14 protein-coding genes are annotated in these 15,653 nt (G+C 73.2%); 10 read left to right on the forward strand and 4 right to left on the reverse strand.

From position 1 onward, the window contains the following. Window positions 1-154 precede the first annotated feature (154 nt). The 6 genes from AB0P07_RS07310 to AB0P07_RS07335 all read left to right on the forward strand — a co-directional run bounded on the left by AB0P07_RS07310 (window position 155) and on the right by AB0P07_RS07335 (window position 8,480). Window positions 155-1,003: an RNA methyltransferase gene (locus AB0P07_RS07310; RefSeq protein ID WP_365546351.1), complete on the forward strand. Its 849-nt coding sequence runs from the start codon at window positions 155-157 to the stop codon at window positions 1,001-1,003. A gap of 50 nt (window positions 1,004-1,053) precedes the next feature. Continuing rightward, window positions 1,054-2,202 carry an ATP-binding protein gene (locus AB0P07_RS07315; protein ID WP_365546354.1) on the forward strand — a complete coding sequence of 383 codons (1,149 nt, stop codon included), beginning with the start codon at window positions 1,054-1,056 and terminating at the stop codon, window positions 2,200-2,202. Between the two features lie 170 nt (window positions 2,203-2,372). After that, a complete protein-coding gene (gene pheS, locus AB0P07_RS07320) occupies window positions 2,373-3,494 on the forward strand; it encodes a phenylalanine--tRNA ligase subunit alpha (RefSeq protein ID WP_365546357.1) in 1,122 nt (373 codons plus the stop codon). Further along, a complete protein-coding gene (gene pheT / locus AB0P07_RS07325) occupies window positions 3,494-6,007 on the forward strand; it encodes a phenylalanine--tRNA ligase subunit beta (RefSeq protein ID WP_365546359.1) in 2,514 nt (837 codons plus the stop codon). Before pheS ends, pheT begins: the two co-directional genes overlap by 1 nt. 481 nt (window positions 6,008-6,488) lie before the next feature. Further along, window positions 6,489-7,829 carry a transcriptional regulator gene (locus tag AB0P07_RS07330; RefSeq protein ID WP_365546362.1) on the forward strand — a complete coding sequence of 447 codons (1,341 nt, stop codon included), beginning with the start codon at window positions 6,489-6,491 and terminating at the stop codon, window positions 7,827-7,829. Between the two features lie 108 nt (window positions 7,830-7,937). Then, window positions 7,938-8,480 (forward strand): NUDIX hydrolase, encoded by a 543-nt coding sequence (locus AB0P07_RS07335; protein ID WP_365546364.1) that lies wholly within the window; start codon window positions 7,938-7,940, stop codon window positions 8,478-8,480. Here AB0P07_RS07335 and AB0P07_RS07340 read toward each other — a convergent pair. After that, entirely contained in the window at window positions 8,471-9,382 is a 912-nt protein-coding gene (locus AB0P07_RS07340) for a 3-hydroxybutyryl-CoA dehydrogenase (protein WP_365546367.1), read from the reverse strand. The two genes, AB0P07_RS07335 and AB0P07_RS07340, sit on opposite strands and share 10 nt — an antisense overlap. A 137-nt stretch (window positions 9,383-9,519) precedes the next feature. On the opposite strand from AB0P07_RS07340, the gene AB0P07_RS07345 reads away from it, so the two are divergent. Next, a complete protein-coding gene (locus AB0P07_RS07345; RefSeq protein WP_365546369.1) occupies window positions 9,520-10,764 on the forward strand; it encodes a family 10 glycosylhydrolase in 1,245 nt (414 codons plus the stop codon). Window positions 10,765-10,788: 24 nt separating this feature from the next. On the opposite strand, the gene AB0P07_RS07350 is transcribed toward AB0P07_RS07345, so the two are convergent. Further along, window positions 10,789-10,983 (reverse strand): DUF1918 domain-containing protein, encoded by a 195-nt coding sequence (locus tag AB0P07_RS07350; protein ID WP_102931887.1) that lies wholly within the window; start codon window positions 10,981-10,983, stop codon window positions 10,789-10,791. Between the two features lie 39 nt (window positions 10,984-11,022). After that, window positions 11,023-11,949: a DMT family transporter gene (locus AB0P07_RS07355; protein ID WP_365546372.1), complete on the reverse strand. Its 927-nt coding sequence runs from the start codon at window positions 11,947-11,949 to the stop codon at window positions 11,023-11,025. Between AB0P07_RS07355 and AB0P07_RS07360 the strand changes: the two genes are divergently transcribed. Both AB0P07_RS07360 and AB0P07_RS07365 read left to right on the forward strand, forming a co-directional pair. Beyond that, a complete protein-coding gene (locus AB0P07_RS07360) occupies window positions 11,948-13,417 on the forward strand; it encodes a PLP-dependent aminotransferase family protein (protein WP_365546375.1) in 1,470 nt (489 codons plus the stop codon). The two genes, AB0P07_RS07355 and AB0P07_RS07360, sit on opposite strands and share 2 nt — an antisense overlap. A gap of 120 nt (window positions 13,418-13,537) precedes the next feature. After that, window positions 13,538-14,158, forward strand: a complete 621-nt coding sequence (locus AB0P07_RS07365) for a histidine phosphatase family protein (RefSeq protein WP_365546378.1) — start codon at window positions 13,538-13,540, stop codon at window positions 14,156-14,158. Here the strand turns inward: AB0P07_RS07365 and AB0P07_RS07370 are convergent. Next, complete coding sequence (locus AB0P07_RS07370) at window positions 14,121-14,573, reverse strand: DUF6314 family protein (protein WP_365546380.1); 453 nt, start codon at window positions 14,571-14,573, stop codon at window positions 14,121-14,123. The two genes, AB0P07_RS07365 and AB0P07_RS07370, sit on opposite strands and share 38 nt — an antisense overlap. A 519-nt stretch (window positions 14,574-15,092) precedes the next feature. Here AB0P07_RS07370 and AB0P07_RS07375 point away from each other — a divergent pair. Beyond that, entirely contained in the window at window positions 15,093-15,617 is a 525-nt protein-coding gene (locus AB0P07_RS07375) for an AAA family ATPase (RefSeq protein WP_365546382.1), read from the forward strand. The last annotated feature ends 36 nt before the right edge of the window (window positions 15,618-15,653 follow it).

A 15,653-nucleotide genomic window follows, 5' to 3' on the forward strand; every position in this document is an offset into this window, starting at 1 on the left:
AGGGACCCGCAGGCTGGAGCCTGCGGGTCCCTTCGGTTGCCCACCGCCTTGGCCCGTCGTTCGGCTGCGGAGCCGTCGTGGCTGGTCGCGCAGTTCCCCGCGCCCCTGAAGGGGCGCCCCAGTCCGCGTCGATGCATATGTGAAGGTGAGAAGAGTGCGCCCAGCCGCCCCCGAGCTGATCTCCCCCCGTTCCCCCCGTGTCGCTGCCGCGCGGCGGCTTGGGAAGCGGAACGTCCGGGGGAAGGAGCGGCTGTTCCTGGCCGAGGGGCCGCAGGCCGTGCGGGAAGCCGCCGGGTACGGGGAGACGCTGGTCGAGCTGTTCGCCACCGTCGAGGCCGCCGAGCGGTACGCCGACATCGTCGGGGCCGCGCGTGAGGTGGGCGCGCGGGTGCATCTCGCCGACGACGCGGTGATCCAGGACATCTCCACCACCGTCACCCCGCAGGGGCTGGTCGGGATCTGCCGGTTCCTCGACACGCCGTTCGAGGAGATCCTCGCCGCGCGGCCCAAGCTCGTCGCCGTCCTCGCGCACGTCCGGGACCCCGGCAACGCCGGGACCGTGCTGCGCTGCGCCGACGCCGCCGGCGCGGAGGCGGTCGTGCTCACCGACGCCTCCGTCGACCTGTACAACCCCAAGGCCGTACGCGCCTCCGTCGGCTCCCTGTTCCACCTGCCGGTCGCCGTCGGCGTCCCCGTCGAGCGGGCCGTCGTCGGGCTCAGGGACGCCGGGGTCCGGGTGCTGGCCGCCGACGGTGCGGGCGAGGACGACCTCGACACCGAGCTGGACGCCGGCACCATGGGCGGGCCCACCGCCTGGGTGTTCGGCAACGAGGCCTGGGGGCTTCCGGAGGAGACCCGCGCCCTCACCGACGCCGTGCTGCGCGTCCCGATCCACGGAAAGGCGGAGAGTCTGAACCTCGCGACCGCCGCCGCCGTATGTCTCTACGCGTCGGCGCGGGCACAGCGCGCCGCCGGAGGGTGCCGCTCCGTCACCAAGAGCTAGTAGGGTGACCAGCTCAGGGCCCCTGCGCGGTTGAGAGGTGGGGTACGGGGATGAGCGTCGGCACGAGCAGCGCACCGGGAGCAGGGGGCGCGCCGCGTCCGCCCGCGCCCCGTGCTCCCGGCGATCTCGCCGCTCCCGCCGGCCTCGGCGTCGACCCGGACCAGCTGCCCGACGGGCTGGTCGTCGCGGACGAGAACGGGCGGGTGATCTGCTTCAACGCGGCCGCCGTCCGCATCACCGCCACCCCCGCCGCCGCGGCCCTCGGACAGCCCCTGGAGAGCGCGCTGCCGCTGGAGGACCTGGAGGGGCGGCGCTGGTGGCAGCTCACCGACCCCTACGGCGGCCTCGCCATCCGCGTCCGCCAGCCCGAGCGCAACCTGCTGCTCCCCGGCGGCCGGGAAGTCCTGGTCACCGCCCGCTACGTGCGCACCGAACCCCTCGGCCGCGTCCACCGCGTCGTCGTCACCCTGCGCGACACCGAGGCCCGCCGCCGCACCGAGCGCAGCCACGCCGAGCTGATCGCCACCGTCGCCCACGAACTGCGCTCCCCGCTCACCTCCGTCAAGGGCTTCACGGCCACGCTGCTGGCCAAGTGGGAGAGGTTCACCGACGACCAGAAGCGGCTGATGCTGGAGACCGTCGACGCCGACGCCGACCGGGTCACCCGGCTCATCGCCGAACTGCTCGACATCTCCCGCATCGACTCCGGCCGGCTCGAGGTGCGCCGCCAGCCCGTCGACATCGGCGCCGCCGTCGGCCGGCACATCCAGGCGTACGTCGCCGCCGGCCAGGAGGCCGACCGGTTCCTGCTCCGCCTCGCACAGCCGCTGCCCGACCTGTGGGCCGACCCCGACAAAATCGACCAGGTGCTCAGCAACCTGCTGGAAAATGCCGTGCGGCACGGCGAGGGAACCGTCACCATTGACATCACGCCCACGGCGTCACCCCGTGAAGGGGAGGGCACCGGCACGTCGGTCACGGTGAGCGACGAGGGGGCGGGCATCCCGGAGGAATCCATGAACCGCGTCTTCACCCGCTTCTGGCGGGGCAGCAAGCGCGGCGGCACCGGCCTCGGGCTGTACATCGTCAAGGGCATCGTCGAGGCCCACGGCGGCACCATCACGGTCGGCCGCGCCCCCGGCGGCGGCGCCGAGTTCCGATTTACGTTGCCCGTGGCGGCACCGGCGTACCTCGGCTGACAAGCAGCTGAGAAGGCCGACGGCCCCCACGGGCGTCATCAGCGTTCCACCACCCCGTTAGACTCGGTCTTTGGCACCTTTGCGTCCAGATCCGCAGACGAAGCGTCTCCGCGCCGTCTGAGGACCGTAGACGGGGCGTCCCAGCCAGCCAATCGGAAGCACGGGAAGAGATGTCGGCACCGAATAAGTCGTACGACCCTGTCGAGGTCGAGGCGTTGAAACCGGAAGAGATCGAGCGCATGCGGGACGAGGCGCTCGCCGCCTTCGCCGCCGCGGACTCCCTCGACGCGCTCCAGGAGGCCAAGGTCGCCCACACCGGCGGCACCTCCCCGCTGTCGCTGGCCAACCGCGAGATCGGCGCCCTGCCCCCGCAGGCCAAGGCCGAGGCCGGCAAGCGCGTCGGCATGGCCCGCGGCGTCGTGAACAAGGCGCTCGCGGCCCGCCAGGCCGAGCTGGAGGCCGAGCGCGACGCGCGCGTCCTGGTCGAGGAGGCCGTGGACGTCACGCTGCCCTACGACCGCGTACCGGCCGGCGCCCGCCACCCGCTCACCACGCTCTCCGAGCGCATCGAGGACATCTTCGTGGCCATGGGCTACGAGGTCGCCGAGGGCCCCGAGGCGGAGACCGAGTGGTTCAACTTCGACGCGCTCAACATCGGCCCGGACCACCCGGCCCGCGGCGAGGCCGACACCTTCTTCGTCCAGGGCCCGGACGGCGGCTCCGAGTCCGGCGTCGTGCTGCGCACCCACACCTCGCCCGTCCAGATCCGCTCCGCGCTCTCCCGCGAGCTGCCGGTCTACGTGATCTGCCCCGGCCGCGTGTACCGCACCGACGAGCTGGACGCCACGCACACCCCCGTCTTCCACCAGGTCGAGCTGCTCGCCGTCGACGAGGGCCTGACCATGGCGGACCTCAAGGGCACGCTGGACCACATGGTCCAGTCGCTGTTCGGCGCGGAGATGAAGACCCGGCTGCGGCCGAACTTCTTCCCCTTCACCGAGCCGTCCGCCGAGATGGACATGCTCTGCTACGTCTGCAAGGGCGCGTCCGTCGGCAACCCCGACCGGCCCTGCCGCACCTGCTCCAGCGAGGGCTGGATCGAGCTGGGCGGCTGCGGCATGGTCAACCCGCGGGTGCTCACCGCCTGCGGCATCGACCCGGAGAAGTACAGCGGCTTCGCCTTCGGGTTCGGCATCGAGCGGATGCTGATGTTCCGCCACAACGTCGAGGACATGCGAGACATGGTCGAGGGTGACGTCCGTTTCACCCGGCCGTTCGGGATGGAGATCTGATGCGGGTCCCGCTTTCCTGGCTGCGGGAGTACGTCGACCTGCCGGCCACCGAGACCGGCCGCGACGTGCAGGCCAAGCTGATTTCGGCCGGCCTCGAGGTCGAGACCGTCGAGCACCTGGGCGCCGACCTCAAGGGTCCCCTCGTCGTCGGCCAGGTGCTGACCATCGAGGAGCTGGAGGGCTTCAAGAAGCCGATCCGCTTCTGCACCGTGGACGTCGGCCGGGCCAACGGCACCGGTGAGCCGCAGGAGATCGTCTGCGGCGCCCGCAACTTCGCGGTCGGCGACAAGGTCGTCGTGGTCCTGCCCGGCGCCACCCTGCCCGGCGGCTTCTCGATCTCCGCCCGCAAGACCTACGGCAAGATGTCCCACGGCATGATCTGCTCCAGCGACGAGCTGGGCATGGGCGACGACGGCACCCACGGCATCATCGTGCTGCCGCCGGAGACCGAGGTCGGCAAGGACGCCATCGAGCTGCTGGAACTGGTCGACGAGGTGCTGGACATCGCCGTCACCGCCAACCGCGGCGACTGCCTGTCCATCCGCGGTGTCGCCCGCGAGGCCGCCATCGCCTACGGCCTGCCGCTGCGCGACCCGGCCCTGCTGGACGTGCCCGGTCCCAACGCCTACGGCTACCCGGTGAAGATCGCCGACCCCACCGGCTGCGACCGCTTCACCGCCCGCACCGTGACCGGCCTCAGTGCCGAGGCGCGCTCCCCGATCTGGCTCCAGCGCCGGCTCCAGAAGGTCGGCATGCGCCCGATCTCGCTCGCCGTCGACGTCACCAACTACGTGATGATGGAGCTGGGCCAGCCCCTGCACGCCTACGACCGCTCCCTGGTCCAGGGCACCATCGGCGTGCGCCGGGCCCAGGAGGGCGAGAAGATCGTCACCCTCGACGGCACCGAGCGGAAGCTGCACGCCGAGGACCTGGTCATCACCGACGACCGGGGCCCGATCGGCCTGGCCGGGGTCATGGGCGGCGCCAACACCGAGATCGCCGACCACGGCGACACCGAGAACGCGACGAGTGACGTGGTCATCGAGGCCGCCCACTTCGACCAGGTGTCCATCGCGCGCACCGCCCGCCGGCACAAGCTGTCCTCCGAGGCCTCCCGCCGCTTCGAGCGCGGCGTCGACCCGCAGGCCGCCGCCGCTGCCGCGCAGCGCACCGTCGACCTCCTTGTGCTGCTCGCGGGCGGCACCGCCGAGTCCGGCGTCACCGAGATCAGTGCCCCGCCCGTGCCGCACACGATCACCGTGGCGGCCGACCACCCGGACAAGGTCGCGGGCGTGACCTACGGCCGCGAGACCGTCGTACGCCGCCTCCAGGAGGTCGGCTGCGACGTGTACGGACAGGACGAGCTGATCGTCACCGTCCCGTCCTGGCGGCCCGACCTCGACGACATCAACGACCTGGCCGAAGAGGTCATCCGCCTGGAGGGCTACGAGAACCTGCCCTCCACGCTGCCCCGGCCCCCGGCGGGCCGCGGCCTGACCGCCCGCCAGCGGCTGCACCGCCGCGTCGGGCGTGCCCTGGCCGGTGCCGGGTACGTCGAGGCGCTGAACTACCCGTTCGTCGGCGAGCAGGTCTTCGACCAGCTCGGCCTGGACGCCGACGACCCGGCCCGCCGTGTCGTCAAGCTGGTCAACCCGCTCAGCGACGAGGAGCCCGCGCTGCGGACCTCGCTGCTGCCCGGCCTGCTGGGCGCGCTGCGCCGCAACGACGGCCGGGGCGCGCACGACCTGGCGCTCTTCGAGACCGGCCTGGTCTTCCACCCGCGCGACGAGCAGCGTGTCGCCGCGAACCTGCCGGTGGACCGGCGCCCGAGCGCGGACGACCTCGCCGCGCTGGACGCCGCGCTGCCCGACCAGCCGCGGCACGTCGCCGTGGTCCTGGCCGGCGCCCGCGAGCAGGCCGGCTGGTGGGGCAAGGGCCGCCCGGCCGACTGGGCCGACGCGGTGGAGGCCGCCCGCACCGTCGCCCGCGAGGCCGGCGCCGAACTGGGCGTCCGCAAGGGCCAGTACGGGCCGTGGCACCCGGGCCGCTGCGCCGAGCTGTTCGTCACCGTGGACGGCGAGGAGCGCGTGATCGGGCATGCGGGCGAGCTGCACCCGCGGGTGCTCAAGGCGCTCGGACTGCCCGCGCGGACCTGTGCGATGGAGCTGGACCTCGACGCGGTGGAGCGGGTCGGCGAGGACACCCCGCAGGCGCCGGGCATCTCGACCTTCCCGGTCGCGACACAGGATGTCGCCCTGGTCGTCGAGGAGTTCGTGCCGGCGGCGGAGGTCGAGGCCGCGCTGCGCGAGGGCGCGGGTGAACTGCTGGAGTCCATCCGGCTGTTCGACGTGTACGACAACCCGGAGCAGCTGGGTGAGGGGCGCAAGTCCCTCGCGTACGCGCTGCGCTTCCGCGCCGGGGACCGGACGCTGACGGTCGACGAGGCGTCGGCCGCCCGCGACGCGGCGGTCGCCCTCGCGGGCGAGCGGGTGGGAGCGGTGCTCCGGAGCTGACGGTTCGCCCAAGGGGCGTGGGGTTTCCGCCGGTTGGCGGCTGCGGGCAGTCGGTGGCCGGTCGCGCAGTTCCCCGCGCCCCTTCAGGGACGTCAGCGCCACGTCGCCTTTCGGGGGCGCGGCCCCTCTGTGAGGCGTTGCGGTCATGCCGACAAGGGGCGCGGGGAACCGCGCGAGCAACCGCCACGCTCCCGCAGCCGCCAACGCACCGCAATCGTCTCCGCACCCGGCGGAGCCAGCGCGCCGTCCGCCCCGCCACGGAGTGTCGGGCAGGCAGCCGGGCGGACGGCGTGGATACGGACCGCCGCACTGTACGAGGGGGAGCCGGCGGCCCGGCCGGCCTCTTTCGAGGCCCTTCAGTCAACCGGCCCGGAACTCTCCGCGACAGCGCGCACACGCTGCGGATGCGCGCACTCCGTTCACACCCCGTGCGAAGACCGACGCACTACGCTGTCGGCACCGATTCACCGGGGGGCCACCCATGCAGCCCAACACCCTGCTCGACGCGATCCTCGACGAAGCCGGGATCTCGCACGCGGGACTGGCCGCACGCGTCAACCAGGCGGGGCGGGCGCGCGGGCTCGTACTGAGGTACGAACACACCGCCGTCGCACGGTGGTTGAAGGGTCAGCGGCCCCGCGGCCAGGTGCCCGACCTGATCTGCGAGGTCCTCGCCTCCCGGCTGCACCGCCCCGTCACCCTCGACGACATCGGCCTCGGCGTGCCGGGCGAACCCGCCGTCCCGCACACCGGCTCGCTGTCCGGGTTCGTGGAGCGCGCCACCGCCCTGTGGCGCTCCGACCAGCAGCAGCGCCCGCACATCCTCGGCGCCCCGGCCCTCACCGGGACGCCCGCCGTGCTGCCGGTGTGGGAGTGGGAGAACCCGCCCGAGGACACGGACGTCTCCCGCGGCGGACGGCACCGGGTCACCGCGGCCGACCTGGAGATGGTGCGCTGCGCCCGCACGCACTACGAGCAGATGTACCGCAAGGCCGGCGGCATCGCGACCCGCGCCCGCATCGTCGGCTTCCTCAACTCCGAGGCCGCGCCTTTGCTTCGCGGCGGCTACACCGATGCCACCGGACGGCAGCTGCACCGGGTCACCGGGGGACTGGTGGCCGTCGCCGGGATCTGCGCGTACGACTCGGACGCGCACGGTCTCGCGCAGCGCTACTTCCACCAGGCCCTCCGGCTCGCCAAGGCCAGCGGAGACCGGGGGCTCGGCGCCTACGTCATCGCGCTGCTGGTCAACCAGGCGCTCTTCATGCGGGAGTACCGGCAGGCCGTCGCCTTCGCCGAGGCCGCGCTGCGCGCCGCGGGCCGGCACATCACCCCCGCGCTCGCCTCCGACCTGTACGCGATGCAGGCGAAGGCGTACGCGCACCTGGGCGACGGCAGCAGCGCACTGTCCTGCATCCGCCGGGCCGAGCAGGCCGCCGAGCGCATCCGGCGCGGATACGAGCCCGACGAGACCGGCTACGTCCAGCCCGGCCTGGTCAACGTCCAGGTGGCGGAGGCGCTGCTGAGCCTCGGCGAACTCGCGGCGGCCGGAGAGCACGCGGCGGCGGCCGTCGACACCCCGGCGCACGACCGGGGACGCGTGCACCGGCTCGCCATGCTCAGCACGATCGAGCTGCGTCAGGGGCATGCCGACAAGGCGGTGGCCACTGCCGTACGGATGGCGGAACAGGCCCGGGGCATGGAGTCCCAGCGGTTGCGCGACCGACTGCGCGCGGTGCGCGAGCACCTGGTGAGCAGCGGGTGCGCGGGCACGGCCGAGGCCGCCGAACTCATCGACGGGGCGCTGCGCGTCCCGCTGTGACCACCGGCCCTGCGCCCGCCCCTGCGCCGTGAGCGGCCGTCGTACGCCTGCTGTCGGCACGTCGGCTGCTGCGATATTGCCACCTAATCAAAGAAAGGTGGCAGAACCGTGCAGTGGACGAAAAAGAGCGAACGAAATGTGTACTCGAATCGCTGGTTCAGGGTGAATCTGGCCGATGTCGCGCTCCCGGACGGCCGGCACCTCGACCACTTCCTGATACGGATGCGCCCCGTCGCCGCGGCCACCGTCGTGAACGAGGCGGACGAGGTCCTCCTGCTGTGGCGGCACCGTTTCATCACCGACAGCTGGGGCTGGGAACTCGCGGCCGGCGTCGTCGAGGACGGCGAGGACCTCGCGGTGGCCGCGGCCAGGGAACTGGAGGAGGAGACCGGCTGGCGGCCCGGACCACTGCGCCACCTGATGAGCGTGGAGCCCTCCAACGGCCTCACCGACGCCCGGCACCACATCTACTGGACCGACGAGGGCACGTACGCCGGACCCCCGGTGGACGCCTTCGAGTCGGACCGCCGGGAATGGGTGCCGCTCAAGCTCGTCCCCGACCTCGTCGCCCGCGGGGAGGTCCCGGCCGCCACCATGGCGGCCGCGTTACTCCTCCTGCACCATCTCAGGGTCGGGCGAGATCAGCCGTAGGCGTAGAAGCCCGAGCCGCTCTTGCGGCCGAGGCGGCCCGCGTCGACCATGCGCTGGAGCAGCGGGGGAGCGGCGTACAGCGGCTCCTTGTACTCCTCGTACATCGAGTACGCCACCGAGGCGACCGTGTCCAGGCCGATCAGGTCGGCCAGCTTCAGCGGACCCATCGGGTGGGCGCAGCCCATCTCCATGCCGTTGTCGATGTCCTCGCGGCTGGCGATGCCCGACTCGAACATCCGGATCGCGGAGAGAAGGTACGGAATCAGCAGCGCGTTGACCACGAAGCCCGAGCGGTCCTGGGCGCGGATCGCGTGCTTGCCCAGCACCTTCTCGGTGAACAGCTGGGCCCGGCTGAGCGTGCCCTCGGAGGTGGTGAGCGCCGGGATCAGCTCGACGAGCTGCTGCACCGGTGCCGGGTTGAAGAAGTGGATGCCGATGACGTGGTCGGGCCGCGAGGTGGCGACCGCCAGCTTCACCAGCGGGATCGAGGAGGTGTTGGAGGCAAGGATCGCGTCCGGCCGGGTCACGACCTGATCGAGCACCTGGAAGATCTCGGTCTTGACCTGCTCGTTCTCGACGACGGCCTCGATCACCAGATCGCGATCGGCGAACTCGCCGAGGTCGGTGGTGAAGCTGAGGCGCGCCTGCGTCGCGTCCCGCTCCTCCTCGGTCATCTTGCCGCGCTCGGCCGCCTTGGTCAGCGAGTTGTACAGCCGCGTGCGGCCGATCTCCAGAGCCTCGCCGGTGGTCTCGGCGACCACCACCTCCAGACCGGAGCGGGCGCACACCTCGGCGATGCCCGCCCCCATCTGACCGCAGCCCACCACGCCGACGCGTGCGATATCTCCCGAGATGCCGGTCACATCGTCCCTTTCGCTGACTCCACGGCTGGCAGCAGGCATGCCGGGGTCCCCGTCGCCTGCTCCGATCGAGCACGTTACCCCCGAATGGTCACGGATCCGTCTCCCGGGTCGGGCATGCTGAGGCTCCGTACACGATCCGTGACCGCGCGGATCCACTGCGTTCAGGAGGTTGTCCCATGGGCGGTGTCTCGCGCCGTGCCTTCACGGCGGCGGCGTTGTCGGCGTTCACCCTGGCGCCGGGGTCGTCGGCAGCGGCCTCGGCGCCGGCGAAGCCGGAGCCCTCGCGCAGCGCCGCCGCCGGGATGCGCGGGATGTGGCTGGCCACCGTGGCCAACCACGACTGGCCCACGCGCGCGGGGCTGCGCGCCGCCGAGCAGCGTGCGGAGCTGATCGCGCACCTCGACAACGCGGTACGGCACCGCCTCAACACCGTGATGTTCCAGGTGCGGCCGGCGGCCGACGCGCTGTGGCCCTCGCCGTTCGAGCCGTGGTCGCAGTACCTGTCCGGCAGCCAGGGCCGCGACCCCGGCTGGGACCCGCTGGGCACGGCGGTGCAGGAGGCCCATGCCCGCGGCCTGCAGCTGCACGCCTGGTTCAACCCGTACCGCGTCGCCGTCCACGACGACCCCGCCCGCCTCGTCTCCTCCCACCCCGCCCGCAAGAATCCCGGCTGGGTGGTGCCGTACGGCGGTCAGCTCTACTACAACCCCGGGCTGCCCGAGGTCCGGGCCTTCGTGCAGGACGCCATGATGGACGCGGTGGCGAGGTACGAGGTGGACGGGGTCCACTTCGACGACTACTTCTACCCCTATCCGGTGGCCGGGCAGAGCTTCGCCGACGGCGGGACCTTCCGCACTTTCGGCACCGGCTTCGCCACGAAGGCCGACTGGCGGCGGGACAACATCGACCGTCTGGTGCGCGAGACGGCGGCCCGCGTCAAGCGGATCCGCCCGGCCGCCCGCTTCGGCGTCAGCCCCTTCGGCGTGTGGCGCAACGCCGCCACCGACGGACGCGGCTCGGACACCCGGGCGGGCGTGCAGACGTACGACGACCTGTACGCGGACACCCGCAAGTGGGTGCGCGAGGGCTGGCTCGACTACGTCGTGCCGCAGCTGTACTGGCACATCGGCATGGACGGCGCCGACTACGCGAAGCTGCTGCCCTGGTGGGCCGGGGTGGTCAAGGACAGCCGCACCCAGCTGTACGTGGGCGAGGCGCTGTACAAGTCCGGGGATCCGGCCCAGCCCGCCGCCTGGCGGGACCCGGCCGAACTCTCCCGCCACCTCACGCTGGCCGCGCGGTACCCCGAGGTCCGCGGGCACGTCTACTTCTCGGCGAAGGACGTCGCCGAGGACCCCGGCGGCGCGATGGCGCGCCTGGCCGCCGACCACTACACCCGGCCGGCCGCCGTCCCGCGCTGAGCCGCCGCAGAGCGGCTCGGCCGACTAGAGCTGGACCTCCCTGTGCCGGATCTCCGTGTCGGGGCCGGGCGAGCACACACCCTCGTGCCCGTCCTCGAAGCGGACCCGGTACGGGGGACTGCCGTCCCGGCCCAGGACTTCGACGATCTCCCCGACCTTGTCGTGCTCACCGACCACCCGGCCGTGCTGGACCAACCGGTCGCCCTTGATTGCATGCATGCGTGAGGCCTCCTCGCCTGTGTGCCGCCGGGCAGCTCCCTACCCCCGGGCCCGCTGGGTCACCGCGATGCACACGAGTACGGCCGCGGCCGTCAGCGGAGCGGCCACCGGCAGGTGCTCGCCCAGGAGAAGTACCGACCACACCAGTGTGAGCAGCGGCTGGGCCAGCTGCAACTGGCTGGCCTTCGGGATGCCGATCGCGGCCATGCCCCGGTACCAGACGACCAGACCGAGGAACTGCGACCCGATCGCCACCCACAGCATCCCGGTCACACTGTGCGCCGTCAGATGCACCGGCTCGTAGGACAGCGCCACCGCCGCCATCGGCACCGTCAGCGGCAGGCACAGCACCAGCGCCCAGCCGATGACCTGCCAGCCCGGCATCACCCGGGCCAGCCGGCCGCCCTCCGTGTAACCGGCCGCGCACACCAGCAGCGCCGCGAAGAGATAGGCGTCGGCCGAGGTCAACGCGCCGCCGCTCTGCTGCACCGTGAAGGCGATCACGGCCGCCGCACCCGCGAGGGCCGCGATCCAGAAGATGCGCGAGGGACGGGTGCCGACGCGCAGCGCGGACAGCAGGGCGGTGGTCAGCGGGAGCAGGCCCACCACGACGGCGGCGTGCGCGGTGGTCGAGGTCCGCAACGCGAGCGTGGTCAGCAGGGGGAAGCCCAGCACGACCCCGGCGCCCACCACCGCGAGGCCCAGCCAGTGCCGCCGCTCGGGCGGTGCCACCCTCAGCACCAGCAGACAGGCCCCGGCGACCGCGGCGGCCAGGATGCTGCGCACGGCGATCAGGGACCAGGGGCCGAAGCCCTCCAGCCCCCAGGCGGTGGCGGGGAAGGTGAGGGAGAAGGCGACGACGCCGAGGGCGGCCTGGACGGTGCCGAGGGGCCCGCCGCCGGTGTCCCCGCTCGTGCCGCCGACTGCTATCCGGGGCGGCGTGATAGCGCTACTCTGTGCTCTCATGCAAGAGCGTAGCAGCGTCGCTGATCTGGTGGCCGTGTTGCGGCGGGAGCTCGACCGCTACTCACCGGGAGAAAAGCTCCCGTCCAGCCGGGCCCTCGTCGACCGGTTCCGGGTGAGCCCGGTGACGGTCTCCCGCGCCCTGGCCCAGCTGGCCGCCGAAGGGCTGGTGGTCACCCGGCCCGGCGCGGGCGCCTTCCGGGCCCGGCCGCGCCCCTCGGCCGCACCCGCCGGGGACACCTCCTGGCAGGAGGTCGCGCTCAGCGCCGACGGTGCCGCCGACCTCGTACCGCGCTCCGTGGACGCCTCCGGGGTGCTGGCCTCGCTGGCCGCGCCGCCGCCCGGTGTCGTGGAGCTCAACGGCGGCTACCTGCACCCGTCGCTGCAGCCGGAGCGGGCGATGGCGGCGGCGCTGGCGCGGGCCGGGCGGCGGCCCGGCGCCTGGGGGCGGCCGCCGATGGAGGGGCTGCCGGAGCTGCGGGAGTGGTTCGCGCGCGGTATCGGCGGGGCCATCACGGCGGCCGAGGTGCTGATCACCGCGGGCGGCCAGTCCGCGCTGGCCACCGCCCTGCGCGCCCTCGCCCCGCCGGGCGCCCCCGTCCTCGTCGAGTCCCCGACCTACCCCGGCATGCTCGCCATCGCACGGGCGGCCGGCCTGCGTCCGGTACCCGTCCCCATGGACGCCGACGGCGTACGGCCCGCCCTGCTCGCCGACGCCTTCCGCGCCACCGGCGCCCGCGTCTTCGTCTGCCAGCCCCTGTTCCAGAACCCGACCGGCGCCGTGCTCGCCCCCGAGCGGCGCGGCGAGGTGCTGCGCATCGCGCGGGCGGCCGGCGCCTTCGTCGTGGAGGACGACTTCGTACGGCGGCTCGTGCACGAGGACGCGGGCCCGCTGCCCGCCCCGCTCGCCGCCGACGACCCGGACGGCGTCGTCGTCCACGTCTGCTCGCTCACCAAGGCGACCTCGCCCAGTTTCCGGGTGAGCGCCCTGGCCGCACACGGCCCGGTCCTCGACCGGCTGCGCGCCATTCAGGTCGTCGACACCTTCTTCGTGCCCCGGCCCCTCCAGGAGGCGGCGCTGGAACTCGTCGGCTCGCCCGCCTGGCCGCGCCATCTGCGGGCCGTGTCCGCCGAGTTGAAGACCCGCCGGGACGCGATGACCTCCGCGCTGCGGCTGCACCTCCCCGAGATCACCCTGGCCCACGTGCCCTCCGGCGGCTACCACCTGTGGCCGCGCCTGCCCGAGGGCGCCGGGGGCACCTCCCAGGCGTTCGGCTCCGGGGGAGAGGCCGCCCTGACCGCGGCCGCCCTGCGCGCGGGCGTCGCGATCACCCCCGGCCGCCCGTACTTCAGTGCCGAGCCGCCCGCCGCCCACTTCCGGCTGAGCTTCGCCGCGGTCGCCAACGTCGGGGAGGTCGCGGAAGGCGTACGCCGCCTGCGCACCGCCTGGCTGGAGGTGCGGGGCCGCTGAAGCGGACGCACACCGGGCTGCCGCGCGGCCGGTGAAGCAGTCGGTGAGCCGGGGCGCACCCAGGGTGACCCACAGGTAACACCCCTTGACCCGGGCACCCTCGCGCTCCACCATCACCGCATGGCGCTTCGGGTCACGTTCGTCGCGGCCGCACGCAGCTCACCGCTGCTCGCGGAGCGCTTCGACGACGACCGGCCGCTCGACCAGGCCGGATGGGACGAGGCGCTGCGCGCCGCGGGCGACCTCCGGCCGCTCGCCGCGGCCGAGTTGCGCTACTGCTCGCCCACGCCCCGCAGCCGCGCCACCGGGGACGCCCTCGGCTGTGCACCGCTGCTCCAACTGGCCCTGCGCGACTGCGACATGGGCCGTTGGCGTGGTCTGACGCTCGGTGAGGCCATGGCACGCGAGCCGGGGGCCGTGGACGCCTGGCTCGCCGACCCGCGCTCGGCCCCGCACGGCGGGGAGTCGCTGCTGGGCTTCATCACCCGGGTCGGCGGCTGGCTCGACACCCGTCCCGGCGAGGACGGCGACCGCATCGTCGCCGTGGCCGAACCCTCCGTGATCCGGGCGGCGCTGGTCTACGCGCTCAAGGCGCCGCCCGGAACATACTGGAACCTGGACGTCCGTCCGCTGTCGACGACCACCGTGACGGGCCGCGCGGGCCGCTGGAACCTCCGCTTCGAGGGCGCGCCGGACCAGGGTGCTACCCGCCCGGTGTTTCGCGAAGGTAATCCGTTGTGATCAGCAGGTCCTTGGCCGGGCCGCCCACCCGCCACACCGTCCGCCAGCGGTCCGGGCCCCGGACGGTGAACTCGCCGCGGTAGAGGTCGGCGGCGCACGGGTGGTCGGCCACGTGGTGTCCCGAGGTCAGGTCCAGGCCGTGGAAGGGGCGGCCGTCGGCGAAGCGCACGTCCGCGCGGCCCGGTCCGCCCCCCGGCTCGTAGCGCAGCGTCCGCCCGGCGGGCCGGGACACGCCCTGCCAGGTGAAGACGCCCGACTCCCGGCCGACCAGCCCGCCGGCGTCGAGCGCGTCGAAGGACGTGACCCCCTCGAACCGGCCCTCCAGGCCGCTCGCCAGGTCCCGCACCGACCGCTCGGTGCGCCAGCGCCCCGCGAGAAACGCCAGTACGTCGGGCACCGGCCACGACTCGCCCATCTTCCCTCGCTTCCCCGCTCCGGCCCACTGGTTGCCGCACGGCCCATTGACGCGTCTGGTCCCCCTCCCCATCTTGCCGTTCGAAGTGCTGACCAATGTCCGATATTTCGAACTAATGGAACGGTCCGAACGATGCATTCGAGCCGCGGAGTATCCATGTCACGCACCGGCTGGAGACTCGGTCTCAGCGTCACCGCCCTCCTGACGGCATCCGCCCTGCTGCCGTCCCCGGTGCACGCGGAGGCCGCCGCCGACTGCACGATCACCGTCGGCCCGGCTGCCCAGGGCTCGCGTCACCACGCTGGCCGCCGACCGGGACGCGGTCAACACCGGGACGGACGCACCGCGGTGACCCCGGCGACCTCGACCTTCTCGGGAGTGGCGAGCGAGTTCACCCACACCTTCCCGGCGAACTCGGTGACGCTCCTGCGGATCGGGCAGCGCCAGCCCCGCCGGCGCGCGACCGGGACCGGCGACGCCACCCCACGGCGTCGCCGGTCCCGGCTAGCCTGGGGAGGCATGATCGTATGGCTGAACGGCACCCACGGTGCGGGCAAGACGACGACCGCCCTGCTCGTGCAGCGGCTGCTCCCGGACTCCCGGGTGTTCGACGCCGAGAAGGTCGGCGAGACGCTCATGGACATCACGCCCGGCCTGCCGGAGACGGACAACTTCCAGCACTGGCCGCCGTGGCGGCCGCTCGTCGTCGAGACCGCCCGCCGGGTACTCGACTACGCCGGCGGCACCCTGGTGATGCCGATGACGGTGCTGGTCGAGGCGTACTGGCGGGAGATCGCGGGCGGCCTCGCCGGGCACGGGATCCCCGTACGGCACTTCGTCCTCCACGCCGACCGGGAGACCCTGCGGGGGCGCATCGCGGGCGACACCGTACTGGGGCCCAACTCGCCGTTCCGTCTGCGGTACCTCGAGCCGTACGCCGAGGCCGCCCGCACCTGGCTGCACGCCGAGGCCGAGGTCGTCGACACCACGCACCTCACGCCCGACCGGGCCGCGCGGCACATCGCGGAGGCCGTCAAGGGCTGAGGTCCCGCTCGGCCTCGCCGTGGGGCTGGTATTCAC

Origin of the sequence: Streptomyces sp. NPDC085944 (assembly GCF_040686295.1) — a bacterium.
GTDB classification, from domain to species: Bacteria; Actinomycetota; Actinomycetes; order Streptomycetales; family Streptomycetaceae; genus Streptomyces; species Streptomyces salinarius.

Excerpts from the sequence above, each read along its gene's own strand:
- AB0P07_RS07375 (WP_365546382.1), top strand. The coding sequence starts at position 15,093 with ATGATCGTATGGCTGAACGGCACCCACGGTGCGGGCAAGACGACGACC.
- AB0P07_RS07360 (WP_365546375.1), top strand. The coding sequence starts at position 11,948 with ATGCAAGAGCGTAGCAGCGTCGCTGATCTGGTGGCCGTGTTGCGGCGG.
- AB0P07_RS07370 (WP_365546380.1), bottom strand. The coding sequence starts at position 14,573 with ATGGGCGAGTCGTGGCCGGTGCCCGACGTACTGGCGTTTCTCGCGGGG.
- AB0P07_RS07315 (WP_365546354.1), top strand. The coding sequence starts at position 1,054 with ATGAGCGTCGGCACGAGCAGCGCACCGGGAGCAGGGGGCGCGCCGCGT.
- AB0P07_RS07355 (WP_365546372.1), bottom strand. The coding sequence starts at position 11,949 with ATGAGAGCACAGAGTAGCGCTATCACGCCGCCCCGGATAGCAGTCGGC.
- pheS (WP_365546357.1), top strand. The coding sequence starts at position 2,373 with ATGTCGGCACCGAATAAGTCGTACGACCCTGTCGAGGTCGAGGCGTTG.
- AB0P07_RS07350 (WP_102931887.1), bottom strand. The coding sequence starts at position 10,983 with ATGCATGCAATCAAGGGCGACCGGTTGGTCCAGCACGGCCGGGTGGTC.
- AB0P07_RS07340 (WP_365546367.1), bottom strand. The coding sequence starts at position 9,382 with ATGCCTGCTGCCAGCCGTGGAGTCAGCGAAAGGGACGATGTGACCGGC.
- AB0P07_RS07330 (WP_365546362.1), top strand. The coding sequence starts at position 6,489 with ATGCAGCCCAACACCCTGCTCGACGCGATCCTCGACGAAGCCGGGATC.
- AB0P07_RS07365 (WP_365546378.1), top strand. The coding sequence starts at position 13,538 with ATGGCGCTTCGGGTCACGTTCGTCGCGGCCGCACGCAGCTCACCGCTG.
- AB0P07_RS07345 (WP_365546369.1), top strand. The coding sequence starts at position 9,520 with ATGGGCGGTGTCTCGCGCCGTGCCTTCACGGCGGCGGCGTTGTCGGCG.
- pheT (WP_365546359.1), top strand. The coding sequence starts at position 3,494 with ATGCGGGTCCCGCTTTCCTGGCTGCGGGAGTACGTCGACCTGCCGGCC.